We start from the raw sequence: 23,837 nt of genomic DNA, 5'->3' as shown, positions 1-23,837 counted from the left end.
CCGGGATGAGCCCGGAGCCCGCGGCGGCGCCGGACGGCGATCGCGCAGTCCCGGCGGCCGGTTCGGCCGCGGCCCCTGAAGCCGCGGCAGCGTCTGCGGGCACCGCGGTGCGCATCGACATCGTCCCCGCCGCACCCTACTGGGCGCTCTGCGCCGCCAGTGCCGCGAGCCCTCCCGCCGAGGCCGCCCACCGCCGGCGCATCCGGGCGGCCTTCGCCCGCCCGGCCGTGCTGCCGGTGCCCGCCCTGCCTCCGGTGGCGGGCCTGGGCGCCTTCGGCATCGACGCCGGCGTTGACCTGCGCACCGGCCAGCGGCTCACCGGGCGTGAGTGGGAGCATCGCTGCGCACAGCTGACCGGCGATGAGCGCAGCGCGGCGCTCGCCGCCCATCCCGCCGTCGGCGTCGCCGCCCTGCTCGCCGCGCGCTCCGGCGGAGCACTCCGCCCGTGGCCGGTCAGCGCATCACCGGCCCGGCCGGGAGGGGCACCGCAGACCCATCCGGGCGGAGCGCCGGACCACCTCGTCCTCCCCATCGACCTGTCCGCGGCGAGCACCGCCGATGGCCCGCTGGCGGCGGTTCCCGGAGCGGAGGAGTTCGACGCCGCGGTGCTGGCCGCCCTCGCCCGCCGCGACGCGGCCGGCCTGCGGCGCTGCGCTGCGCAGGCCGAGCGGTTCGCCGCCGATCTCACCCTCCTGCTCGCCGCCCTCGAGCTGGCAGCGGCGGCAGGCCTGCGGTTCGCCGCCGAGCGCGGCGCGGCCGCGGAGGCGAGCTGCGAGCCCGTGCACGGCTCCCGCGTGTGCACCGCGACGGTGCATGGGCACTGGGAGGCCGCATGAGCCTCCCGGCCATCAGCGTGGTGGGCGCCACGGCCACCGGCAAGTCCGAACTCGCAATCGGGCTCGCCCGCGCGCTCGGCGGGGAGATCATCAACGCCGACGCCATGCAGTTCTACCGGGGCATGGACATCGGCACGGCCAAGCTCGCGCCGCACGAGCGCGGCGGAGTGCCCCACCACCTCATCGACATCCTCGACGTGCGCGAGGAGGCCACAGTGCAGGCGTTCCAGGCCGCGGCCCGCGCGCACATCGCGGACATCCGCGAGCGCGGCGGCGTGCCCATCCTCGTGGGCGGCTCCGGCCTGTACGTGCGGGCGGCCACGGACGACATCGCCTTCCCCGGCACCGACTCGGCTCTGCGCGCGCGGCTCGAGGCGATCGCCGCGACCGGCGGCGCCGCGCCTATGCACGCCCAGCTCAGCGAGCTCGACCCAGCCGCCGCGGCGAAGATCGCGCCCGCGGATGCGCGGCGCATCGTGCGCGCCCTCGAGGTCATCGCCCTCACCGGCGAGGAGTTCTCCGCGACCCTGCCCGCCTACCGCAGCGCCGTCCCCGCCGTCCAGCTCGGACTCGCCCTGGAACGCCCGGCCCTCCACGGGCGCATCGCCGGCCGGGTGCGCCGGATGTGGGGCGCCGGGTGGGTCGACGAGGTGCGCGGGCTGCGCCGCCTGGGCCTCGAAGAGGGCAGGACCGCCCCGCGGGCGATCGGCTACGCGCAGATCCTGGCCCACCTCGACGGGCGCCTGAGCCCGGAGGAGGCGCAGGAGCTCACGACCGTGCGCACCCGCCAGTTCGCCAAGCGCCAGGAGACCTGGTTCCGCCGGGACCCTCGCATCCGCTGGCTGCCCGCCGATGATCCGGGCCTGCTGCCCGCGGCGCTCGCGGCGATCCGCGCGGCCGCGGGCGAGTGAGCGTCCCCGGCGGGTGCCAACGCCGGCCGGCGTCTACACTGGGCGGCGTGATCACCCAGGCCAGCACCGGGCACGGCACCGGCAACGACTTCGTCCTCGTGCTCGACCCGCAGGGTGCGAACGACCCCACCGAGCTGCAGACCGCGCTGCTGGCCGACCGGCGCCGGGGCATCGGGGGCGATGGGGTGATCCGGGTGGTGCGCAGTGCGGACTCCGGCATCCCCGGTGCCGAGCAGGCCGCCGCCGCCGGCGCGGAGTGGTTCATGGACTACCGCAACGCCGACGGCTCGCTCGCGGAGATGTGCGGCAACGGCGTGCGGGTCTTCGCCCACTACCTCATGGAGCGCGGCCTCGTCGACGCGCACGACTTCCCTGTGGGCACCCGCGACGGGACGAAGCGGGTGGAGCGCATCGCGGACCCGCGCGGCGGCCCCGAGGCTTGGTACCGCGTCGACATGGGCGAATACCGCTTCCCGCGGGGCTCGGACGGTGCGGACTCCCTGGTCGAAACCGATGGGATCGCGGTGGCCCGGCCCGCGCTCAGCGTCGACCTGGGCAACCCCCACACGGTCCTCGCGCTTGCCAGCCGCGCCGAGCTCGACGCGGCGGACCTGCGGCGCCCGCCGCGGGTCGATCCGGTTCCGCCGGAGGGCACGAACATCGAGTACATCGTCGTCGATCCCGCCTCCGGCCACGAGCCGACGGGCGCCCAGGAGACGGGTGCCCAGGCGGCGGGCGCGGTGCGGATGCGCGTCCACGAGCGGGGGGTGGGCGAGACCTTCGCCTGCGGCACCGGGGCGTGCGCCGCAGCGCTGGCCGCCCGCAGCTGGGCCGGCGCCGGGGCCCCGGACTACTGGTTCGTCGAGCAGCCCGGCGGCACGGTGCGCGTCGAGGTCGCGGGCGGCCGCGCCTACCTGTCCGGTCCCGCCGTGCTCACGGCCGAGGTCACGCCGAGCCCGGAGCTCACGGCCGCGCTCGAGGCGCTGGCCGGCTGACCGATCGCTGGCCGGCAAACTGGGCTCCGGCAGGCTGAACAGCGTCGGCCTGCCGAGCGGCGCTGGCCGGCCGCAGACGCAGACGCAGACCAGGACTCGCCCGCAAGTACCTCAGCCGGCGCGGACCGCCCGCGTGATGACGAGGACGCGGAAGCCCTTGGCGGAGGCCCGGCGCTCCACGCCGTACTCCGCGCCGAGCTGCTCGGCCAGCCAGGCCTGCAGGGAGTCCGCGCCCAGGTTCTTCGACACGACGAGCCATGCCTGCCCCCCGGGGGCCAGCCGGGGCAGCCAGGCGAGCAGGAGGGCGTGGAGCTCGTCCTTGCCGATCCGGATCGGCGGATTGGACCAGATCGCCGCGAACTCGAGGTCGGCGGGCACCTCGGCGGCGGTGACGGGGCGGATGGAATGAATGCCCAGAGCCCGGGCGTTGTCTTCCGTGAGCGCCAGGCTGCGCGCATTGACGTCGAGCGCCCACACCCGGGTGCCCGTCCCCTCGGCGGCGGCCACGAGGCCGGCGTGGAGGCTCAGCGGCCCCCACCCGCAGCCCAGGTCGAGCAGGTTGCCCGGCGGGGGAGGCGGCAGGTGGCGCAGTAGCACCTGTGTGCCCAGATCCACGCGACCGGGCGAGAACACCCCGGAATCCGTGGTCACCTCGACGGTGCGACCGCCCAGCTGCGCGGCAATGGCCCGCGGCCGGCTGGCCGCACCTGGCTCGGCGGAGAAGTAGTGATCGCCCACGGCGCCATACTCTCACGCGGGCAGCGGAGCCGGGGCGCAGTGCCCCGCCCGCCGCGGCCCCGCATCCACAGGGCGCCCGCGCGCCGCCGGCGCGCGCCGGGCCTGTGGGAGAATCGACACGGACACGACAACAGGAAGAAGCGATGCTTGTGAGCGGATCCACGCAGGATTCCCCCAACGACACCACCCCGGAAGAGCAGCGGCGCGCCATGATCGACCGCGTGCTCTCCCACCGCGGCACCGCGCTCACCGACGAGCGCCTCGCCGCCGACGACTCCGACCAGGCCGATGTCCTCGACCGCGCGGCGCTGCGCCGAGTGGGCGGCCTGTCCACCGAGCTCGAGGACATCACCGAGGTGGAGTACCGCGAGATCCGCCTCGAGAAGGTGGTGCTCGCGGGCATCTGGACCTCGGGGACCGCCGCAGAGGCGGAGAACTCGCTGCGCGAGCTCGCCGCCCTCGCCGAGACCGCGGGCTCGACGGTGCTCGACGGCGTCCTCCAGCGCCGCGACAACCCCGACCCCGCCACCTACCTGGGCAGCGGCAAGGCCCACGAGCTCAAGGACATCGTCGCCGCCGTCGGCGCGGACACCGTCATCGTCGACTCGGAGCTGGCCGCCAGCCAGCGCCGCGCGCTCGAGGACGTCGTGAAGGTCAAGGTCGTCGACCGCGTCGCGCTCATCCTCGACATCTTCGCCCAGCACGCGAAGTCGCGCGAGGGCAAGGCGCAGGTGGAGCTCGCGCAGCTTGAATACCTCCTCCCGCGCCTGCGCGGCTGGGGCGACTCCATGTCGCGCCAGGCCGGCGGCCGAGTGGCGGGCGGCGCGGGCATCGGCTCGCGCGGCCCGGGCGAGACGAAGATCGAGCTCGACCGGCGCCGGATCCGCACGCGGATGGCCAAGCTGCGCCGCCAGATCAAGGAGATGGGGCCGGCCCGCGCGGCCAAGCGCGCAAACCGCGACCGCAACCGGGTGCCCGGCGCCGCGATCGTCGGCTACACGAACGCCGGGAAGTCCTCCCTGCTCAACCGCCTGACCGACGCCGGGGCGATGGTGCAGAACGCGCTCTTCGCCACCCTCGACCCCACCGTGCGCCAGGCCGAGGCGGCCGACGGGCGGACATACACGTACACCGACACCGTGGGCTTCGTGCGCAGCCTGCCCCACCAGCTGGTCGAGGCCTTCCGCTCGACGCTCGAGGAGGCGGGGGAGGCGGACCTCCTCGTCCACATCGTCGATGCCTCCCACCCGGATCCGGAGAGCCAGATCCGGGCGGTCCACGATGTCCTCGCCGACATCGACACCTCGGACATCCCCGAGCTCATCGTGTTCAACAAGGCCGATATCGCCGTGCCCGAGGTGCTGGCGGGCCTGCTGCTCAACCACCCGGGCTCGCTGGCCGTCTCCGCGTTCACCGGTGAGGGAGTGGGCGCGCTGCGCGCTCGCATCGAGGAGCTGCTGCCGCAGCCGGCGCATGAGCTCAGCGCGCTCGTGCCCTTCGACCGCGGCTCGCTCGTCTCCCGCATCCACGACGAGGGCACCGTGCTGGGCGAGGAGTACACGCCCGAGGGCACGCTCATCCGCGCGCGGGTCAACGCCGATCTCCTCGCCGAGCTGGAGGCCCTGCGCACCGAGCGCGAGCCGGCACCGGGGCCCGCGCAGCGCCTCGGCGGCGGGCAGTGACGAAGGTCGGGGACCTCCTCGACCATGCCGTCGCCGGCCTGGGCGGCACGCGCCGCGAGGGCCAGGACACGATGGCCCAGGCCGTGGGCTCCGCGCTGGACAGCGGCGTGCACCTGCTCGTGCAGGCCGGCACCGGCACCGGCAAGTCGCTGGCCTACCTCGTGCCCAGTGTGGAGTACGCGCTGCGCACGGGGGAGCGCGTCGTCGTCTCCACCGCCACCCTGGCGCTGCAGGCCCAGATCATCGACCGCGACCTGCCGCGCCTGACGAAGTCGATCGCCGGCGAGCTGGGCCGCAGGCCCACCGCGGCGGTGCTCAAGGGCCGGCGGAACTACGCGTGCAAGCACAAGCTCGAGGGCGGCTACCCCGACGACGGCGCCGGGATGCTCTTCGACCAGGGCGCGGACGGCGCCGCCGGCCGCGGAGGCGGCAACCCCACCGCCCTCGAGGCGGAGATCGCCCGGGTGCGCAGCTGGGCGAAGTCGACGGAGACCGGCGACCGCGACGACCTCATGCCCGGGGTCTCCGACCGGGCGTGGGCCCAGGTGTCGGTGAATGCGTTCGACTGCCTGGGCGCGAAGTGCCCGCTCTACGACGAGTGCTTCGCCGAGCTCGCTCGCGGCCGGGCGGGGGCGGCTGACATCGTGGTGACCAACCACGCGCTGCTGGCGATCGACGCCTTCGGCGATTCGCAGGTCCTACCCGAGCACGCCGCCGTCGTCATCGACGAGGCCCACGAGCTGCGCGATCGCGTGACGAGCGCGCTGACCGGGTCGCTCACCGCGGCGGTCCTCGCCGCCGCGGTGGCGGCCGGGCGGCGCCACACGCAGGTGCAGGAGGGCGTACTAAACCTGCTCGAGACCGCAGCGGCCGGGTTCGAGCGCGCGCTCGAGGCGTGCGAGGAGGGCCTTGTGCGGGTGTGGCCGGAGGCCCTGCAGGCCGCGGTGGTGGCCGTGCGCGACGCGGCGCGCCAGGTCGTCGCGGACATCGGCGGCGGTTCCGAGCGCGCCTCCGAGGCCGAGGCGGGCCGGCAGATGGCCCGCGCCCGCCTGCAGGAGGTCTTCGAGCTCGCGGAGCGGATGGCCGAGCACGGCGACTGGGACGTCGTGTGGGTGGCCCGCAGCGCCTACCGCGAGCAGGAGACGGTCGCGCTCGTCGTGGCGCCGCTGAGCGTGGCGGGCACGCTGCGTCGCGGGATCTTCGAAGACGCCACCGTCATCGCGACCTCGGCCACCCTGGCGCTGGGCGGCCGCTTCGAGGCAGTGGCCGCCTCGCTGGGCCTCGTGGGCCCCGAGGCCCCCCGCTACGACGCGATCGACGTGGGATCGCCGTTCGACTACGCCGCCCAGGGCATCCTCTACGCGGCCTCCCAGCTGCCCAAGCCGGGCCGCAGCGGGCTGGGGGAGGAGGCGCTCGCGGAGCTCGTCGAACTGGTCGAGGCCTCCGGCGGCGGGGCCCTGGGACTCTTCTCCTCGCGGGCGGCCGCCGCGCAGGCGGCGCAGGCGCTGCGCGAGCGCACGGACCTCACCGTCCTCGCGCAGGGGGAGGACACGCTGTCCTCGCTCGTGCGCCGCTTCGCCGCGGACGAGGACGCGTGCCTCATGGGCACGATGAGCCTGTGGCAGGGCGTCGACGTCCCCGGGCGCACGTGCCGGCTCGTCGTCATCGACCGGATCCCGTTCCCGCGGCCCGACGATCCGCTCTCGCAGGCGCGCACGCAGGCCGCGGCGCAGCGCGGGGCCAACGGCTTCATGGCCGTGAGCGCCACGCACGCGGCGCTGCGGCTGGCACAGGGGGTGGGCAGGCTCATCCGCAGCTCGGAGGACCGCGGGGTCGTCGCGATCCTGGATTCGCGCGTGCGCACGGCCCGCTACGGCGAGTTCCTCCTGTCCTCGCTGCCGCCCATGTGGCGCACCGAGAGCCCGGCGGCGGTGCGCGGGGCCCTGCGGCGGCTGCGCGGCTGAGCGCCGCGCCCGCCGCCTCAGACCCTGCGGATGACGGCGGTGACGATGCCCATGATCGTGGCGTGGTCGCCGTCGATGGGCTCGTAGTCCTTGTTCTGCGGCAGCAGCCACTGCTTGCCGCCGGTGCGCTTGAGCGTCTTGACGGTCGCCTCGTCGTCCAGGAGGGCTGCGACGATCTCGCCGTTGTCCGCGGTGGACTGGCGGCGCACCACGACGAAGTCCCCATCGCAGATCGCCGCCTCGAGCATCGAATCGCCCACGACCTGGAGCAGGAAGAGCTCACCGGAGCCCACCACCTGGCGCGGCAGGGCGAACATGTCGTCGACCGCCTGCTCGGCGAGGATGGGCCCGCCCGCGGCGATGCGGCCGATGACGGGCACGATCGCGGTGTTCGCCGACGTGTGGGCCTGGGATTCGAGCACATCGAGCTGCTCGGCGGGGCTCACGACCTCGATGGCGCGCGGCCGCTTGGGATCCCGGCGCAGGTAGCCGAGGCGCTCGAGCTGCGAGAGCTGGTGGGCCACCGAGGACAGCGAGGCGAGCCCGGCGGCCTCGCCGATCTCCCGCATGCTCGGCGGGTAGCCGTTCGTGTAGACCGCGTGCTCGATCGTCTCGAGGACGAGCCGCTGGCGGGGGGTGAGGCGGCGGTCGCCCTCCGCCGCCGAGGCCTGCGGGATCTCCACGACATCCGCGCGGTCGGCGCGGAACTCGTTGATCTCCTCGACGACGCTGTCGTTGCGGGGGCGTCCGCGGGGGCGGCGCTGCTGGGGGCTCATATTTCCTCATTCCCTCTCTGACCTGCGATGACTCCGACGTCGCTGCCCATGTCAGTGCCTCCGGGGAGACTTCCTGCAGAACATGAAGACGGTGACTTTTCGAATCCATTTTCACACACATGTTCGATGAAGAGTAGACATCTGTTCGAATGTCGGGTTCAATAGAACGTGAGTTCGAAACAGCAGTTCGATAAGCGTCGCGGGATCGCCCCGGCGCAGCTGGCAAGGAGGACGCCATGAGCACTGCAGCACTTCCCACGGCAACGCCGTTCCTGCACCGCCGGGCCGACGCGGGGCGCGGTGCGCGCGGCACCAGCCTCGTGCACACGGCGCGCGGCCCGCGCCGTACCGCGATCGCCGTGCGCCGGCTCGCGCTGCTCGCAGTCATTGCCGCACTCGGCCTCGGACTCGCCCTCGCGGTGCGCCCGGCGGCATTCGCCGGCGCCGGCGCCGCGCCCTCCGGCTCCAGCGCCCACACGCACAGCGTCGTCGTCGGCGAGGGGCAGACACTGTGGTCGATCGCCGTGCGGAACGCCGGCGGGGAGGACCCGCGCGACGTCATCGTCGAGATCCGCGACCTCAACGGCATCGAGGGATCGGTCGTCCACCCGGGCCAGCGGCTGGAGGTGCCCGCGCGATAGAATCGCCGGGTGCCCGAGTTATCCGATCTGCCCATCCGCGCGGACCTGCGCGGCCGCTCGCCCTACGGTGCCCCGCAGCTCGATGTGCCGGTGGCGCTCAACGTCAACGAGAACTCCTACCCCGTCCCGCCGACCGTCGCAGCCGACATCGCGCGGGCTGTCTCGGACCAGGCGGCCGGGCTCAACCGGTACCCGGACCGGGAGTTCACGGCCCTGCGGGGAAAGCTGGCGTCCTATGCGACCGGGGTGCTCGAGCGCCAGCCCAGTGACGGCGCGGCCGACGGCCCCGCGCGCATCGACCCCGGCCAGGTCTGGGCGGCCAACGGCTCGAACGAGGTCCTGTCCCATATCCTCCAGGCCTTCGCAGGGGCCGGCCGCACGGTCATGGGCTTCACCCCCAGCTATTCGATGCACCCGCTCATCGCCGCCTCCACCGGTGCCGCATGGCTCGAGGTGCCCCGCACCGCGGACTTCGAGATCGACCTGCCCGCGGCCCTGGCCGCCATCGAGGCCGAACAGCCCGACGTCGTGTTCGTGTGCACGCCGAACAACCCGACGGGGGGTTCGACCCCGCTGAGCGCCATCGGGGAGATCCTGGCCGTGAGCCCCGGTATCGTCATCGTCGACGAGGCCTACGCCGAATTCGCCCGGCCGGGCTTCGCGACCGCCCTCCACCTCCTGCCGCAGCATCCGCGCCTGGTCGTCTCGCGGACGATGAGCAAGGCCTTCGCGTTCGCCGGCGCCCGGGTGGGCTACGCCGTCGCCGCTCCCGCCCTCATCGACGCCCTGCGCCTGGTGCGCCTGCCCTATCACCTCTCCGCGCTCACCCAGGCCGCCGCCTGCGCCGCGCTCGACCACGCCCCGGAGCTGCTGGACAACGTCGAGCGCCTCGTGACCAGCCGCGATGCGATGGCCGCCGCACTGGCCGCCGCCGGCTTCGAGCCCGTGCCCAGCGATGCGAACTTCCTGCTGTTCCGCGGTGCCGCGGACCCAGCCGAGCTCTGGCAGCGCTTCCTCGACCACGGCGTGCTGCTGCGCGACATCGGCATCCCCGGCTGCCTGCGGGTCAACGCGGGCACGGAGACGGAGACCGCCGCCTTCACCGCCGCCCTGCAATCCATCGTGAGAGCCCACCCGGAGGTGCGCGCATGACGAACAGCCCCCAGCCCCCCGGCCCCGCGGGAAGCACCGCGCCGGCGCGGCGCGCCGAGCGCGCGCGCTCCACCTCCGAGTCCCAGGTCAGCGTCAGCCTCGACCTCGATGGGACGGGCGCGGCGGCGATCGCCACGCAGGTGCCGTTCTTCGACCACATGCTCACGGCGCTGGCGAAGCACTCGCTCATCGACCTGGACGTGAGCGCGCGCGGCGACACGCACATCGACGCCCACCACACGGTCGAGGACACGGCGATCGTCATCGGGCAGGCGCTGCGCGAGGCCCTCGGGGACAAGGCGGGCATCCGCCGCTACGGCGATGCCGCGGTCCCGCTCGACGAGGCGCTCGCCCGCTGCGTCGTCGATGTCAGCGGCCGGCCCTACTTCGTCCACTCGGGGGAGTCCGCCGGCCAGCTCACCCACCTCATCGGCGGGCACTTCACCGGGTGCTGACCGGCCACGCGCTCGAGTCGCTGGCGTTCGCCGCCGGGCTGACCGTCCACCTGGAGCTCGTGACCGGGCGGGACCCCCACCACATCGCCGAGGCGCAGTTCAAGGCGTTCGCCCGTGCGCTGCGCACCGCGATCGAGCCGGACCCGCGCGTGGTCGGCGTGCCGAGCACGAAGGGGTCGCTGTGAGCCGAACCGTCGTCGTCACGCCCTTCGGCCGGGCAGATCAGCTCGCCGCCGCCTGCGTGCTCTCCGGCATCGGCGGCGACGTCGTGCCGGTGGGGGACTTCACCGCGATCGTCGCCTCGGGCACGGACGTGGAGGCCGGCAACGCTGCGGCCGCGAAGATCTCCGAGCTCGCCCGCGACCACGAGGTGCTCCTCCTCGTGCGCAGCGACGAGCAGATCGACGCCGGCCACTACCGCAACGGTGCCAGGGAGGCCGATGTGCCCGCCGGGCTCGCGCTGACCAACCTGCCGGGCGAGGTCGAGTCGCTGCTGCTCGAAGCGCTCGACCCGGCCGATGTCGAGGGCCGCATCGACACCGCGTCGATGTCGCGCATGCAGGCCTCGGCCGCGGCGATGACGCCCGCGCGCGCCGCCCTCGCCCGCACCGCCCTGCTGTGGATGGTCGTCGCGCTGCTCGCCGTCATCGCGGTCGTCGCCGGCGCCCTCGTCGCGCTGGCCGGGACCGGCCCCGCGTGGTTCGCGGTCGGCCTGGGCGCGCTCGTGCTGGGCTTCTCGCTGTTCCGCGTGAGCCGGCTGCTGGCGGGCCGGGCATGAGCGCCCCCGAGATCGTGGTGCTCGACTACGGCTCGGGCAATGTGCGCTCCGCGGTGCGCGCCCTCGAAGCCGCCGGGGCGAGCGTCGAGCTGACGGCAGACCCGGTGCGTGCCGAGGCCGCGCAGGGCCTCGTCGTCCCCGGCGTGGGCGCCTTCTCCGCGGTCATGGACGGCCTGCGCGGGGTGGGCGCGGTGGAGCTCATCCGCCGGCGCCACGCCCAGCAGCGGCCGCTCCTGGGGATCTGCGTCGGCCTCCAGGTGCTCTTCTCCTCCGGCACCGAGCACGGGCTGACCGACGCCGGCGTGGGCCTGTGGCCCGGTGAGGTCACCCGGCTGCGCGCGCTGATCGTGCCCCACATGGGCTGGGACACCGTGGCCGCGCCCGCCGGCTCCCAGATGTTCGCCGGCATCGAGGACGAGCGGTTCTACTTCGTCCACTCGTTCGCCGCCCACACCCCGCCGCCGGGGGCGCCCGCCGCCCTCACCCGGGCGGGGGAGGACTTCGTCGCCGCGGTCGAGGACGGCACCACGTGGGCCGTGCAGTTCCACCCCGAGAAGTCCGCCGACGCCGGCCTCCACCTCCTGCGCAACTGGCTGGAGGCGCTGTCTAGGATGGGCGCATGAGCGAAATCGCCAGCGCACCCGCACTCACGCTGCTGCCCGCCGTGGACGTCGCCGACGGCCGGGCGGTCCGGCTCGTCCAGGGCGAGGCCGGCACCGAGACCTCCTACGGCTCCCCGCTCGACGCGGCCGGCCAGTTCGAGCAGGCCGGGGCCGAATGGATCCACCTCGTCGATCTCGACGCCGCGTTCGGCCGCGGGTCGAACTACGACCTCCTGCGCCAGGTGACGAAGTCCGTGTCGATCAGCGTGGAGCTCTCCGGCGGCATCCGCGACACCGACTCGCTCGAGCGAGCGCTCGACACCGGGGCCGAGCGCGTGAACATCGGCACCGCCGCCCTGGAGAATCCCGCCTGGACCGCCGAGGCGATCGCCACGTACGGCGACCGGATCGCCATCGGCCTGGACGTGCGCGGCACCACGCTCGCCGCCCGCGGCTGGACGGAGGAGGGCGGCGAGCTCTGGGACGTCCTCGCCCAGCTGGAGGAGGCCGGCTGCGCCCGGTATGTCGTCACCGATGTGACGAAGGACGGGACCCTGCGCGGGCCCAACACGGAGCTGCTGCGCGAGGTCTGCGCTCGCACGGACCGGCCGGTCGTCGCCTCCGGCGGGATCTCCGAACTGGCCGACCTCGCGGCTCTCCGCGAGCTCGTCCCCGAGGGCGTCGAGGCCGCGATCGTCGGCAAGGCGCTCTACGCGGGCCGCTTCACCCTGCCCGAGGCGCTCGACGTCGCCGGCGCCCAGTGAGCCGGGCCGAGCGCACCCCCGGTGCGGGCGCCGCCGCGAGCGCGCCCGCCCCGGATGCCTCGGCGGCGCACGGCGCGTCTGCGGCCAGCGCGCCGAACATCGCGGATTCGGCCGGGACCCCCTGGGCCGGGCGCACCCTGCGCCCCAACCCGTTCTCCGGCGATGACGGTCGGGCCGATCCGGCCCTGCGGTCAGCACTCGAGGCCGTGGCCGCCGCGCCGCTGGACCCGGCGGCCCACACCGGCGTGCTCACAGCCCTGCGCGCAGCGCGCCTCTATGCGCCGGTGCTGCCCACGGCGGTCGAGCACGTGAGCGACGAGCGAGGCTTCGTCCACGACAACCGCTCGGAGATGGCCATGGTGCGCCTGGCCGCGGAGGACGGGCGGGAGGCCACCCCCTGCTTCACGGACATCCCCGCGCTCACTGCCTGGGCCGATGCCGCCCGGCCGGTGCCGATCGAGGCGGAGCGCATGGCGGCCGCCGCCATCGAGGAGGGCGCCCAGCTGCTCGTGCTCGATCCGGGCACCGCGCACACGTTCGTCGTGCGCCGCCCCGCGCTGTGGGCGTTCATCCAGGGCCGCGCATGGACCCCGGCGTGGGCGGATGAGGCAGTGGCCCGCGCGTGTGCGCGCGCCACGGCTGGCCTCGACTGGATCGACGCCGCCGGCGTGGGGCCGGGCACCGCACAGGTCGGCACCGCCGGGCCCGAGGTGGCGCTGACCCTCACCTGCTCGCGCCAGCCCTCCGCCGCGGAGCTGGGCGTGGTCCAGGAGCGCCTGTCCGCGAACGAGGTGCTCGCCGAGCGCGCGGACTCCCTCACCCTCTCCCTGCGCGCCTGAGCCCCGTCCGCCGCATCGCTCCGCGCGCCTCGGCCCGGAGCCCTGCCCGGTTCCGGCCGCGGCCCGGCTGACCGCCCGGTCCCCACTTCGGCCCGGCTGACCGCACAGCGGTACAGCAGCCGAGGTGCCCGCCCGGCCCGGCTGCTCGTGCAGCTCCGAGTGCCGCGCCCGGCTGCCGCCCATTTCGCCGACCGTGCGGGCGACGCGCGCGCGGGCCCGCAGCAGCGCAAGGGGGCCCGGGCGCCGAAGCGCCCGGGCCCCCTGGGTGCGGGACGGTGTCTGCGGTTCGCTCAGCTCGGCGCGTTGAGCGTGTCCGAGGTGTGCTCGTCGGACTGCGCGCCGCGCACGACGTTCTCGATGCGCCCGCCGAGCTCGGCGTCGACGTTCTTCCAGTACTGGAAGGCGCGGCTGAGCACCGGCTCGCGCACGCCGTTGAGCAGGTGGCCGGAGATGTTGCCCACCATCCGGTCGCGGGCGGCGTCGTCGAGCACGTTGCGCACGAGCTCGCCGGCCTGGTTGAAGTCACCGTCGTCGGGCCGCAGCGTCTCCACCGAGCGCATGACCGCGCCCTCGACGTCGACGAGGTTGTCCTCCGTCGTGCGCTGCGGGTCCGCGTGCGGGCCGCCGTAGCTGTTGGGGGCGTACTCGGCCTGGTCCTTCGGATAGTTCTCGTAGGACATCGAGCCGTGCATCGAGTAGCTGTGCTTGGCCGCGTTCTTGGGCCGGTTGACCGGCAGCTGGGCGTAGTTCGCGCCGATCCGGTAGCGGTGGATGTCGGCATAGGCGAAGATCCGGCCCATGAGCATCTTGTCCGGGCTCAGGCCCGTGCCGGGCACCAGGTTCGAGGGCGCGAAGGCCGCCTGCTCGATCTCGGAGAAGAAGTCCTCCGGATTGCGGTTGAGCTCGAAGCGGCCCACGTCGATGAGCGGGTAGTCCGAGTGCGGCCAGATCTTCGTCACGTCGAACGGGTTGATGTGGTAGTCGGCGGCCTCGGCGTAGGGCATGATCTGGACCTTGACGTCCCAGCTCGGGTAGTTCCCGGCCTCGATCGCCTCGTAGAGGTCGCGCCGGTGGTAGTCGGCGTCGATTCCGGCCATCTCGTTCGCCTCGTCGGCGGAGAAGCCCTCGTGGCCGTTGGCCTCGATGAACTCCTGCTTCTGGTTCGAGTGGAAGTGGTACTTCACCCAGTAGCGCTCGCCCTCGGCGTTGATCCACTGGAAGGTGTGCGAGCCGTAGCCGTTCTGCTCGCGCCACGAGCGCGGGATGCCGCGGTCGCCCATGAGGTAGGTGACCTGGTGGGCCGAGGCCGGCACCTGGGTCCAGAAGTCCCACTGCATGTTGTGATCGCGCAGGCCCGAGCCGGTCTTGCGCTTCTGGGAGTGGATGAAGTCGGGGAACTGGATGGCGTCGCGGATGAAGAACACGGGCGTGTTGTTGCCCACAATGTCGAGGTTGCCCTCGGTCGTGTAGAACTTCAGGGCGAACCCGCGCGGGTCGCGCCACGTGTCCGGGGAGCCCTGCTCGCCGGCCACGGTCGAGAAGCGTGCGAGCATCTCGGTCTGCGTGCCGGGCTGGAAGACCGCGGCGCGGGTGTACTTCGAGACGTCGTTCGTGATCGTCAGCGTGCCGAAGGCGCCGCCGCCCTTGGCGTGGACCACGCGCTCCGGGACCCGCTCGCGGTTGAAGTGGGCGAGCTTCTCGATGAGGTAGTGGTCCTGCAGGAGGATGGGGCCGTTGGGCCCGATGGTGAGCGAGTGCTGGTCGCTGCCCACTGGGATGCCGAAGTCGTTGGTCGTGAAGCTCTCCGTCATGGGTTCTCCTTAGGACGGGTGGTCGGCGAGTCCTCCTCGCCGGATTCCTGGCACTGCGGGCACCGGCCCCAGTAGACGACCTCGGTGGCCTCGAGGGCGAAGCCGTGGTCGGCGGAGGGGTGCATGCACGGCACCGTGTCCGCACCGCACTCGACGTCGACGATCCGCCGGCACGACGTGCACACCAGGTGGTGATGGTTGTCGTGCGTCTGGAGCTCGTAGCGCGCCGCCGGGGAGCCGGCCGGGTCGATGCAGCGGACCAGGTCCGCGCGCTCGAACGCGGCGAGCACGTCGTAGACGGCCTGCTGCGAGACGCGGCCCAGCAGCGCCCGCGCGGCGGCGGTGATCTGCTCGGCGTCGGGGTGGGCGCGGTCGGCGGCCAGTGCGTCGTAGACGGCCTGCCGTGGTGCGGTGACGCGCAGGCCGGCGGCGCGGATGGCCTCCGCGGCGGGGTTCGGTGTCGTCGTCACGTTCGCTACGCTAGGTAGTTTTCTGGAATGAATCAAGAAAGGTCTGCCTCAGTGAGGCAGACCTTTCCGGGCGGGCGCGGTGAGGGGCGGCGGGGCCGGGGCTGGGCCGCGGTGCGCGGCGGCAGCGTCGTCGCGCCGTTGTGGCGCGGTGGGCGCTGCGGGCTCAGGCGACGGGGCCCGTGTACTTCTCGCCCGGTCCCATGCCGGGGCGGTCCGGGTGCGCGGAGGCCTCACGGAAGGCCAGCTGAAGGCTGCGCAGCCCATCGCGCAGCGGGCGCGCGTGGTGGTCGCCGATCTCCGTCGACCCGGCCGTCACGAGTCCGGCCAGGGCGGTGATGAGCTTGCGCGCCTCGTCGAGGTCGGCGAGGTCGGCCCCCGACCCCTCGGGCCCGTCCTCGGCGAGCCCGCACTTGACCGCGGCGGCGCTCATGAGGTGGACGGCGGCCGAGGAGATGACCTCGACGGCGGGCACCTCGGCGATATCGCGCAGCGCCTGCTGCTCGGCGGCGTGCTGCTGTGCCGCGTTATCTGCTCCGTCGGCTTCGAACCGGTGGGTGTGTTGGCTCATGCGCCCAGCTTCCCACAGCCCGGTCCTCCCAGCGCACCGGGCCGAGGCGCACCTCGGCCCGAGGAATGTGCCGGCCGAGGCGCGCCTCGGCCGGGGGGCCTGCGGGCCGCCGGGGTCCGTTCGGCCCCGGCGCGTGCGCCCATCGGCGATGCGTAGTACACTGGCAGGGTGCAAAGCGGAGCTCGCGCTCCCACCTGGATCGCCGCTGGCGATCGGGTACGGAATTCGCCTCTGTTTCACGCGGGGCGCAGCGGTGATCGCACCGCGGTTCCTCTCGGGCTCCCTTCGCATGCGTCGCAGGGAGCCCTTTCCCATGCGGCGCGCGATCACCGCATTCGTGAGAAGGAGAGAACACATCAGCGAGCCGCGCATCAATGATCGGATCCGGGTTCCGGAAGTCCGCCTCGTGGGCCCCAATGGGGAACAGGTGGGCATCGTCGCCATCCGCAAAGCGCTCGATCTCGCCCGCGAAGCCGATCTCGACCTCGTCGAGGTGGCGCCGCAGGCCAAGCCGCCCGTGGTCAAGCTCATGGACTTCGGCAAGTTCAAGTACGAATCGGCCCAGAAGGCCCGTGAGTCGCGCCGCAACCAGGCCAACATGGCGCTCAAGGAGATCCGGTTCCGGCTCAAGATCGACGAGCACGACTACGAGACCAAGAAGGGCCACGTCACCCGGTTCCTCGCCGGCGGCGACAAGGTCAAGGTCATGATCATGTTCCGCGGTCGCGAGCAGTCCCGCCCGGAGATGGGCATGCGCCTGCTCAACAAGCTCGCCGAAGAGGTCTCCGACCTGGGCTCCGTCGAATCCGCGCCGCGGGTCGACGGCCGCAACATGGTCATGGTGATCGCCCCCAGCAAGTCGAAGGCCGACGCGAACGCGGAGTCCCGCAAGGCGTCCGAGGGGGCCAAGGGCTCGACCGCCGAGGTCAAGTCGCGCCGTGAGCGCGAGGCCCAGGCCAAGGCCGGCAGCAAGAAGGCCCCGGCCGAATGATCCTCGCGCCGCGAGCCATCGCGGCGCTACCGCATTGCACGTCCAGCCGCGCTCGCGCGCGGCCAGGCAAGAAGGAGAACGGCACTATGCCGAAGCAGAAGACCCACAGCGGCGCCAAGAAGCGCCTGCGCCTCACCGGCAGCGGCAAGGTCATGCGCGAGCGCGTGAACAACCGCCACCTCGCCGAGCACAAGTCGTCGCGCCGCAAGCGCCGGCTCCAGCTCGATCAGGTCCTGTCCAAGGGCGATGCGGCCAAGGGGCTCAAGCTCCTCGGCAAGCGCTGAGCACCCTTCGGTCCAGCTGGCTGCCGCCAGAGACGCAATTTTCTAAGGAGTACACGTGGCACGTGTGAAGAGGGCGGTCAACGCCAAGAAGAAGCGCCGGGTCATCCTCGACCGGGCAAGCGGCTACCGCGGGCAGCGCTCGCGCCTGTACCGCAAGGCCAAAGAGCAGGTCATCCACTCGCTCGTCTACAGCTACCGCGATCGCCGCGCCCGCAAGGGCGACTTCCGCCGGCTGTGGATCCAGCGCATCAATGCCGGCGCGCGCGCCAACGGCATGACCTACAACCGGTTCATCCAGGGCCTCAAGGCCGCCGGTGTCGAGGTCGACCGCCGCATGCTCGCCGAGCTCGCGGTCAACGACCCGGCCGTCTTCGCCTCGCTCGTGGCGACGGCCAAGGCCGGTCTGCCGGCCGACGTCAACGCGCCGAAGACCTCGGCGGCGTGACCCTCGCGGCCGCCCGAGCGGCCGCACGGCCCGGCGCGCAGCCGGTCGCCGCACCCGAAGCGGGGCGGCGGGAGCACAGCTCCCGCCGCCCCGCTTCGTATGCCCGGGCGCCCGCGGCCGCTAGGGTGGCGGGCATGAGCACTCCTGCCGTCTCCGAACTCCACCCGGGCCTCCAGGGCCCCGTGGTGACCTCCGCCCAGTCCCGCCGCCTCAAGGAGGCCGCGAAGCTGCACGCGCGCACCTGGCGGGCGAAGTCGAAGCGCTTCCTCATCGAGGGGCAGCAGGCCGTGGGCGAGGCGCTCGCCCACGAGGCCGAGGTGCGCCCCGCGCGCGTGACGGTCAACGGCGCCGCCGGGGGGCGCCCGGCCGGCGCACTCGTCGACCTATGGGCCACGGCGCACGCCGCCCGGCGCCACCCGGAGCTGCTCGCGGCCGCTGCCGCGGGCGGGGTGCGCATCCGCCAGGCCGAGCCCGAGGCGCTGGCCGGGGTGGCCGACACCGTCGCCTCGCAGGGACTTGTGGGCGTCTGCGAGCACCTGGATGTTGAGCTTTCCGATGTCCTCACCCGCGACGCCCGCCTGGTCGTCGTGCTCTCCCAGGTGCGCGACCCCGGCAACCTCGGCACCGTGCTGCGCGTGGCCGATGCGGCCGGTGCCGACGCAGTCGTGTGCACGTCCTCGAGTGTCGATGTCTACAACCCGAAGGCGGTGCGGGCCACCGCTGGGTCGCTGTTCCACGTGCCGGTGGTCACAGGGGTCGGCCTGCCCGAGGTGGTCGAGCTCGGCCGCGCTCGGGGCCTGCAGGTGCTCGCGGCCGACGGCCACCCGCCGGCGCACGACCTCCATGTCCCGTGGGAGAGCGGTCTGGACCTCACCCGCCGGACGATGTGGGTCTTCGGCAACGAGGCGTGGGGGCTGCCGGAGGCCGACCGCGCGCTCGCCGATGCTGCGGTGGCCGTGCCGATCTACGGCAGGGCGGAGAGCCTCAACCTCGCGACCGCCGCGAGCGTGTGCATCTACGAGTCCGCGCGCAGCCTGGCGCCGTGAACGGCACCGCTGCGGCGCAGCGCCGCAGTGCCGCGCATGGCTGCGCGGGGGTGGGCTGGAGCGGCGGTTCCGCGTTCGCAGGAAAAGAGTGATCGTTCGCTTAGTGTGCAACGCCGCTGGTGACCGCCCCGCTGGATAGAATTTGGGGGCGGGCTGAGAGCCCGCACGGGGCGGCCGAAGTCCGAACATCCCCACCGTTCGGCCACGAAGCCGGAGTCACGCATGAGCACACACGCACAGCCCAAGAAGAACCGCCGCGCAGCCAAGGCCGTCGCCGCGGCCGCCGTGGGCATCGCCCTCCTGGCCGGCGGCGCCACGACGTTCGCCAAGTGGTACGAGGAGCAGGAGATCGGCGGGGGCAACCTCCAGTCCGGCCACCTGAACTTCACGGTCGCCAACCCCAAGTGGGTCGACTCCAACCACGGCGACAAGACCATCGACCCCACCGCGTTCAAGATGGTCCCCGGCGACAAGGTCACCTACACCGCGACGGTCACCCCGGACCTCGTGGGCGACAACCTCACCGCCACGCTCAAGGTCAACACGGCCAACACGGTCACCGGCGACCTGGCGAAGATCGTCAAGGTCACGACGAAGGTGGGAGGCGAGGACGCGGCGAAGCAGGTCAAGTCCGGCGATTCGACCGCGGTGAACGTCTCCGCCGTCATCGAATTCCCGCTCACCACCGATGGCGCGAAGCCGGCGGACGACAAGTCCAACTGGTGGAAATCCCAGGGCGAGGACGGCAGCGTCAACCTCAAGGAGACGAAGGTCGAGCTCATCCAGGACAACAACCCGGCCTGACCCTGACCGCCGTTCCACAGCCTGAGGACTCCCATGGGACTGCGCCGCATCCGGCCGTGGGCCGCCGCCTGCGCGGCCGGCTGCGCGCTGCTGCTCCTCGGGCCGACCGGCACCACGCTCGCCCGCTGGACAGCCGCGAGCCCGGTCGGCTCGGCAGACATCGGAACCGGCCACCTGAGCGCGACGTCCACGCGGGTGGGCTACGAACTCCAGAGCATGATCCCCGCCGGTCAGCGGACCGCGCTCGACACGGGCACGGCCTGCACCCCGGCCGCGGGTTACCAGGAGTGCCGGTCGTTCACCCCCGCCCAGCTGGCCGACGTGGCGCTGGTGCCCGGTGACCGGATCGTCATCGCCAACGAGTTCACGGTGAGCGCGGCGGGCGACAACCTCGCCGCCGACGTCACCCTGGACGGCGAGCCCGCCAAGGCCGGGCTGCCCCCCCGAGACGACTGTCACCTCGACGCTCACCCGCGCCGGAACGGCGGTCACCCCGCCGGTGCGCGTGCGCGGCAGCGATCCGGCCAGCGCCCAGCAGGCGACCTGGCGCGCCGTCACGACCGTGACGACCCCCAAGCAGTGGCCGGCGGCCTACGCATCGAAGGCCTACAGCCTGGGCGCGCTGTCCGTCAGCGTCACCCAGGCCGGATGAGCCCCGCCCGCCCCCGCCGCACCCCCGCAGTCCCAGCAGGAAGGCACACCATGAGCAGACGCAGCTGGGTGGTCCCCGCCACCGCCGTCGCGATCCTGCTGCTCCTGTGCGCTGCGGTGCTGGGTTCCCAGGGCAGCACCGCAGCGAAGTGGTTCGCCCGGCCCGGCGGCGACGGCGCCTCGGGCACCTCAGACGGTTTCACGATCTCCGCGGCGGATGCCTCGACCCAGAGAGCGAACAACGATCCCGCCGGCCGCGTGTGGAACGACACGGACTTCGCGCTCGTCAACGACTCGCGGACGCTCAGCCGCCGCGTGCTCATCCAGTCCTCGACGGTCTCCTCCCGCTACGCCTATCCGGACAAAACGCTCGATCCGGTCTTCCGCGCGAAGATCACGTACAACCTCGCGGCGCAGGGCAAGGACTGCACCGACTGGACCCGCACCGAGCTTTGGCCGATCAAGGGCGCGGACAGCGCAGCCGCCTCGGGCGGGAAGTACACCGCTCCGGCCGGCACGGCCGTCACCCTGGCAGCGGGGGAGACCCGGCACGTCTGCGTCGACTTCGCGCTGGCCCTGGGCTCCGACAACGGCGCGCAGCGAGCGGAGATCCTCAAGCAGCTGGCCGGCGGCGGCATCAAGGTGCAGACCGCGTACAAGACGGAGCAGCAGTACTCCACCACCACCGGCGCCGAGTCGGGCACCGTTCCCGCGTACTACCGCATCGGGCTGCCGCAGCCGGTGCCCAATGCGGCAAAGGCGGACGCCAGTGCCGTGCCCGGGTGTGTACGAGATGGCTCGCGCAGTCGGCTCTACTGGAACTGGTTGGGGGAGTGGGAGAGTTCAGTTTCTGCGAGCACCGTGAGCGCTGTCGACCACTGGGAACTGTGGACGAGCGCCAACGGCCAGAGCTTCAGCAAACTGACGTCGAACCTCTACAGCTACGAGGGCAAACTCAACGGCACGAATATCCCCACCGGTGCACGCTCGATCGGGGTGGACCGCGCACAGATGAGCGGTGGGACCACCGCCAGCCCGGTGAAGCGGGCCTTCCTCGTCGTCGGCGTGCTCGCCGGTACGAACGGTGGTTCGCCGGTTCGATTCGCCGCGTCGAAGACATGGACGCTGAGCTGGAACGGCGTGAACAACGGCAACCTGTGCGCGGGCACCGCAACCGTGCCGGACGCGGTCACCGGCCAGCCGAACATGCCGGGGCCCACGTGGTGATGGCGCGCATCGGCAGGGCGGTCCTGTGGGGGCTCGCGGCTCTGCTGGCCGCCCTGCTGCTGGCCATGGTCATCGTCCCCCGCCTGTGCGGGTGGGTGCCGCTGACCGTGCTCACCGGCTCCATGGAGCCCACGATCCCGCCGGGCTCCCAGGTCTACGTCAAGCCCATCGACGAGAGCACGCAGATCTCCGCCGGGCAGGTCATCACGTTCATGCCGAACCCCGACGACCCGACGCTCGTCACCCACCGCGTCGTGGGCGTCTCGCAGGACGGCAGCGGGACCCCCTCCTACGTCACGCAGGGCGATGCGAACAACGCCGCGGACCCGGAGCCGGTGGCGCGCAAGCAGGTGCGCGGCACGCTCGTCTACCACCTGCCGTTCGTCGGGCGCCTCGCGCTGGCGATCGGCGGCAAGGCGAAGCTGGGCGGCATCATCGCGCTGGGCGTGCTGGCCCTCCTCTATGCCGCGTGGCAGGTCATCCGCCTGATGGTCGAGCGCCGTTCTGCCCGCGCGCCGCGGGGGCGGCCGGGCTCAGGCGCGCCGAGCGCAGAGCCCAGGGAATCAGCCCCGAGCGATGCCCTCGGCCGGTCCGCGCACACCCCTGCCGCCAACCGGCCCGCCCGGCAGGGAGGCGGTCGTGAGAGCTAGGGGGCGCCGCGTCCAGCGCGCCGCGAGCAGCGCGGCGCTCGCCTGCCTGCTCGTCGGCGGGGCAGCGGGCGTCGGCACGGGGGGAGTGGCGATGGCGGCTTCCGGTGCCGGTGCGGCCCCTCGTGCCCGCGTCTCGGTGGACGGCACGCACTTCGCGGCGAACCTGCCGCACCCGCTCTTCTCCCGGAAGCCGCGAATGGCCCCCGGCGCTGAGGAGACGGAGACCCTGTGGGTGAAGAATGTCAGCGACCAGCCCCTCCGGGCGGCGCTCAGGATGGCCTGGAACGGCGGCCGCAATCCGCGTGGCTTCGACGACGACCTGGTGTTTCGGGCCGGCAGCCGCCACAGCACCGCGGCTGCGCTGCGCCACGAGCCGCTGACGATCGACCTCGGCACACTGGCACCCGGACATGTCGCCCGCGCCAGCGTCACGGCCGCACTGCCGCTGGGGTCCGGCAACCGCAGCGAAGACGCAGACATCCGCGTGGCGCTCTCGCTGCTGCTGTCGGGGTCTGACCAACCTGCTCCCAGCCCGAGCAGCCCCGCACCGACGTCATCGCACTCGCGCCCGCCCCAGCCGTCCTCGGACACGCCCGACCGCCGACCGTCCAGCGGGCCGAGCGCCACCGCAGCCGAACCAGGGCACCCCACCGCCACCGCCGGCCCGAATCGCCCGGCCGAGGTCGGCCCGGACCCCGGCCCCGGCTCCCCGCTGCCGCGCACGGGCGCGCAGGCGCTGTCGACCCTGCTCGCCGCGGCGGCGTGCGTGGGCGTCGGCCTGCTGCTCGTCGTCCTGGGCCGCAGGCGCCTGCGGCGCTGACTCAAAGCTCGCCGCTGAGTCCCAGCTCGCCGCGCAGGCGCCCCCCCCCGCGGCCGACTCGCACACCGCCGCACCCGTGGTGCAGCCGCTCGGCCGCTCAGGGCACGGGATCGCCGATCCGGATGCCGAACTCCGCGGCCAGGGCCGGTGCGAGCAGGGCGACCTGCTGCTCGTCGAGCGTGGCGCCGGCCAGCCCGCGCAGCCCCGTGATGCGCCCGATGCTCGCGCCGCGCAGGTCGACGTCGGCCAGCGCTGCCCCCACCACCTCGAGCGCCTCGAGCTCGGACTGCGGGCACGCCGCGCGCGCGGCCGTGGCCTGGCCCAGATCGAGCTCGCCGATCCGGCACTGCTCGAAGCGCACATCGCGCAGCACGGCCCCGCGCAGGTTCACATACCCCAGCCGGCACGCGGCGAACTCGACGCGCTCGAACGCGGCGCCGTAGGCCTCGAGGCTGCCCACCCGGCACCCGTCGAAGCGCACATTGGACAGCCGGGAGCGCACGAGCGCCAGGCCGGCCGCGGCGCAGCGGTCGAAGGCGCAGCCCGTGAGCGCGGCGAGCTCGAGATCGAGGCCGGCGAACTCGCACGAGGCGAACCGGCAGTCGAGCACGCTGGCGGCCCGGGCGCTGCCCGGGCCCAGCTCGAGGTCGGCGAACTCGAGGCCGTCCACCCGGTCCTCGGGCCCCAGGTCACCGGGCAGGCCGGGGGTGAGGGCAGGCAGGCTGACAAGCGGTGGCCGAGGCACGGCGGGAGCGGACATGCGCCCATTGTGCCCGGCCCGCCCGCCGCGCATCCGGCGGGGCACCGTCGCCGACGCGGACGGCGCCGCGCCCACCGGGGCGCACTCGCTAGACTGGTGCGCGGCCCGCGCCGTGCAGCCGGCGCCCGCCCGAGTCCAGCACCGCCACCGCAGCGCCCGCGCTGCAGCCAGGAGGAA

Annotated in this window: 25 protein-coding genes and 1 pseudogene; 20 read left to right on the top strand and 6 right to left on the bottom strand. The window is 73.4% G+C overall.

The window, feature by feature from the left end; translation table 11 throughout:
• Positions 1-5 precede the first annotated feature (5 nt).
• Genes GSY69_RS05750 through dapF form a run of 3 tightly spaced genes read left to right on the top strand, consistent with a single transcriptional unit; the run spans position 6 to position 2,742 of the window.
• Positions 6-836: a hypothetical protein gene (locus GSY69_RS05750; RefSeq protein WP_160952918.1), complete on the top strand. Its 831-nt coding sequence runs from the start codon at positions 6-8 to the stop codon at positions 834-836.
• On the top strand, positions 833-1,747 hold the full coding sequence (gene miaA, locus GSY69_RS05745) for a tRNA (adenosine(37)-N6)-dimethylallyltransferase MiaA (RefSeq protein WP_160952917.1): 915 nt from the start codon (positions 833-835) through the stop codon (positions 1,745-1,747). Before GSY69_RS05750 ends, miaA begins: the two co-directional genes overlap by 4 nt.
• Positions 1,748-1,794: 47 nt before the next feature.
• On the top strand, positions 1,795-2,742 hold the full coding sequence (gene dapF, locus GSY69_RS05740; protein WP_160952916.1) for a diaminopimelate epimerase: 948 nt from the start codon (positions 1,795-1,797) through the stop codon (positions 2,740-2,742).
• Between the two features lie 111 nt (positions 2,743-2,853).
• Here the strand turns inward: dapF and GSY69_RS05735 are convergent, their stop codons facing one another.
• Positions 2,854-3,480: a class I SAM-dependent methyltransferase gene (locus GSY69_RS05735; protein ID WP_160952915.1), complete on the bottom strand. Its 627-nt coding sequence runs from the start codon at positions 3,478-3,480 to the stop codon at positions 2,854-2,856.
• A gap of 143 nt (positions 3,481-3,623) precedes the next feature.
• On the opposite strand from GSY69_RS05735, the gene hflX reads away from it, so the two are divergent.
• A complete protein-coding gene (gene hflX, locus GSY69_RS05730) occupies positions 3,624-5,162 on the top strand; it encodes a GTPase HflX (protein WP_407925009.1) in 1,539 nt (512 codons plus the stop codon).
• The gene (locus GSY69_RS05725) at positions 5,159-7,126 is read left to right on the top strand and encodes an ATP-dependent DNA helicase (protein ID WP_160952914.1); all 1,968 of its coding nucleotides are present in this window, start codon (positions 5,159-5,161) and stop codon (positions 7,124-7,126) included. Before hflX ends, GSY69_RS05725 begins: the two co-directional genes overlap by 4 nt.
• A gap of 17 nt (positions 7,127-7,143) precedes the next feature.
• On the opposite strand, the gene lexA is transcribed toward GSY69_RS05725, so the two are convergent.
• Positions 7,144-7,902, bottom strand: a complete 759-nt coding sequence (gene lexA, locus GSY69_RS05720; RefSeq protein WP_202410842.1) for a transcriptional repressor LexA — start codon at positions 7,900-7,902, stop codon at positions 7,144-7,146.
• A gap of 236 nt (positions 7,903-8,138) precedes the next feature.
• On the opposite strand from lexA, the gene GSY69_RS05715 reads away from it, so the two are divergent.
• The 7 genes and pseudogenes from GSY69_RS05715 to GSY69_RS05685 all read left to right on the top strand — a co-directional run bounded on the left by GSY69_RS05715 (position 8,139) and on the right by GSY69_RS05685 (position 13,133).
• A complete protein-coding gene (locus GSY69_RS05715) occupies positions 8,139-8,543 on the top strand; it encodes a LysM peptidoglycan-binding domain-containing protein (RefSeq protein WP_160952913.1) in 405 nt (134 codons plus the stop codon).
• A gap of 9 nt (positions 8,544-8,552) precedes the next feature.
• Positions 8,553-9,695, top strand: a complete 1,143-nt coding sequence (locus GSY69_RS05710; RefSeq protein ID WP_160952912.1) for a histidinol-phosphate transaminase — start codon at positions 8,553-8,555, stop codon at positions 9,693-9,695.
• A pseudogene (gene hisB, locus GSY69_RS05705) lies at positions 9,692-10,335 on the top strand (imidazoleglycerol-phosphate dehydratase HisB). The gene GSY69_RS05710 and the pseudogene hisB overlap by 4 nt, the downstream one beginning before the upstream one ends.
• Positions 10,332-10,928: a hypothetical protein gene (locus GSY69_RS05700; RefSeq protein ID WP_160952911.1), complete on the top strand. Its 597-nt coding sequence runs from the start codon at positions 10,332-10,334 to the stop codon at positions 10,926-10,928. Before hisB ends, GSY69_RS05700 begins: the two are co-directional and overlap by 4 nt.
• On the top strand, positions 10,925-11,551 hold the full coding sequence (gene hisH / locus GSY69_RS05695) for an imidazole glycerol phosphate synthase subunit HisH (protein WP_160952910.1): 627 nt from the start codon (positions 10,925-10,927) through the stop codon (positions 11,549-11,551). The genes GSY69_RS05700 and hisH overlap by 4 nt, the downstream gene beginning before the upstream one ends.
• Positions 11,548-12,294: a bifunctional 1-(5-phosphoribosyl)-5-((5-phosphoribosylamino)methylideneamino)imidazole-4-carboxamide isomerase/phosphoribosylanthranilate isomerase PriA gene (gene priA / locus GSY69_RS05690; RefSeq protein ID WP_160952909.1), complete on the top strand. Its 747-nt coding sequence runs from the start codon at positions 11,548-11,550 to the stop codon at positions 12,292-12,294. Before hisH ends, priA begins: the two co-directional genes overlap by 4 nt.
• Positions 12,291-13,133, top strand: coding sequence for an SseB family protein (locus GSY69_RS05685; RefSeq protein ID WP_268528889.1), 843 nt, complete (start codon positions 12,291-12,293; stop codon positions 13,131-13,133). Before priA ends, GSY69_RS05685 begins: the two co-directional genes overlap by 4 nt.
• 290 nt (positions 13,134-13,423) lie before the next feature.
• Here GSY69_RS05685 and GSY69_RS05680 read toward each other — a convergent pair whose 3' ends face one another.
• From GSY69_RS05680 to GSY69_RS05670, 3 genes are all read right to left on the bottom strand, one after another.
• The gene (locus GSY69_RS05680; RefSeq protein ID WP_160952908.1) at positions 13,424-14,944 is read right to left on the bottom strand and encodes a catalase; all 1,521 of its coding nucleotides are present in this window, start codon (positions 14,942-14,944) and stop codon (positions 13,424-13,426) included.
• The gene (locus GSY69_RS05675) at positions 14,941-15,414 is read right to left on the bottom strand and encodes a Fur family transcriptional regulator (RefSeq protein WP_160952907.1); all 474 of its coding nucleotides are present in this window, start codon (positions 15,412-15,414) and stop codon (positions 14,941-14,943) included. Before GSY69_RS05675 ends, GSY69_RS05680 begins: the two co-directional genes overlap by 4 nt.
• A 163-nt stretch (positions 15,415-15,577) precedes the next feature.
• On the bottom strand, positions 15,578-15,982 hold the full coding sequence (locus tag GSY69_RS05670) for a DUF1844 domain-containing protein (protein ID WP_235936319.1): 405 nt from the start codon (positions 15,980-15,982) through the stop codon (positions 15,578-15,580).
• A gap of 313 nt (positions 15,983-16,295) precedes the next feature.
• On the opposite strand from GSY69_RS05670, the gene infC reads away from it, so the two are divergent.
• The 8 genes from infC to GSY69_RS05630 all read left to right on the top strand — a co-directional run bounded on the left by infC (position 16,296) and on the right by GSY69_RS05630 (position 22,900).
• A complete protein-coding gene (gene infC, locus GSY69_RS05665; RefSeq protein ID WP_160952906.1) occupies positions 16,296-16,973 on the top strand; it encodes a translation initiation factor IF-3 in 678 nt (225 codons plus the stop codon).
• Between the two features lie 86 nt (positions 16,974-17,059).
• Positions 17,060-17,257 (top strand): 50S ribosomal protein L35, encoded by a 198-nt coding sequence (rpmI, locus tag GSY69_RS05660; RefSeq protein ID WP_160952905.1) that lies wholly within the window; start codon positions 17,060-17,062, stop codon positions 17,255-17,257.
• A 55-nt stretch (positions 17,258-17,312) separates the two neighbouring features.
• The gene (rplT, locus tag GSY69_RS05655; RefSeq protein WP_160952904.1) at positions 17,313-17,702 is read left to right on the top strand and encodes a 50S ribosomal protein L20; all 390 of its coding nucleotides are present in this window, start codon (positions 17,313-17,315) and stop codon (positions 17,700-17,702) included.
• 134 nt (positions 17,703-17,836) lie between these two features.
• Entirely contained in the window at positions 17,837-18,748 is a 912-nt protein-coding gene (locus GSY69_RS05650) for a TrmH family RNA methyltransferase (RefSeq protein ID WP_160952903.1), read from the top strand.
• A gap of 222 nt (positions 18,749-18,970) precedes the next feature.
• Positions 18,971-19,552 carry an alternate-type signal peptide domain-containing protein gene (locus GSY69_RS05645; RefSeq protein WP_160952902.1) on the top strand — a complete coding sequence of 194 codons (582 nt, stop codon included), beginning with the start codon at positions 18,971-18,973 and terminating at the stop codon, positions 19,550-19,552.
• Positions 19,553-19,585: 33 nt separating this feature from the next.
• Entirely contained in the window at positions 19,586-21,430 is a 1,845-nt protein-coding gene (locus GSY69_RS05640) for a hypothetical protein (RefSeq protein WP_160952901.1), read from the top strand.
• On the top strand, positions 21,430-22,080 hold the full coding sequence (locus tag GSY69_RS05635) for a signal peptidase I (RefSeq protein WP_235936320.1): 651 nt from the start codon (positions 21,430-21,432) through the stop codon (positions 22,078-22,080). Before GSY69_RS05640 ends, GSY69_RS05635 begins: the two co-directional genes overlap by 1 nt.
• Positions 22,070-22,900, top strand: a complete 831-nt coding sequence (locus tag GSY69_RS05630) for an LPXTG cell wall anchor domain-containing protein (RefSeq protein ID WP_160952899.1) — start codon at positions 22,070-22,072, stop codon at positions 22,898-22,900. The genes GSY69_RS05635 and GSY69_RS05630 overlap by 11 nt, the downstream gene beginning before the upstream one ends.
• Positions 22,901-22,997: 97 nt before the next feature.
• On the opposite strand, the gene GSY69_RS05625 is transcribed toward GSY69_RS05630, so the two are convergent.
• Positions 22,998-23,660: a pentapeptide repeat-containing protein gene (locus GSY69_RS05625; protein ID WP_160952898.1), complete on the bottom strand. Its 663-nt coding sequence runs from the start codon at positions 23,658-23,660 to the stop codon at positions 22,998-23,000.
• Positions 23,661-23,837: the final 177 nt, after the last annotated feature.

Source organism: Brevibacterium rongguiense (genome assembly GCF_009857845.1).
In the GTDB taxonomy this organism is placed as follows: domain Bacteria; phylum Actinomycetota; class Actinomycetes; order Actinomycetales; family Brevibacteriaceae; genus Brevibacterium; species Brevibacterium rongguiense.
Note: the sequence above shows the minus strand (reverse complement) of the source record. Positions and strands in the feature narration are given on the sequence as shown.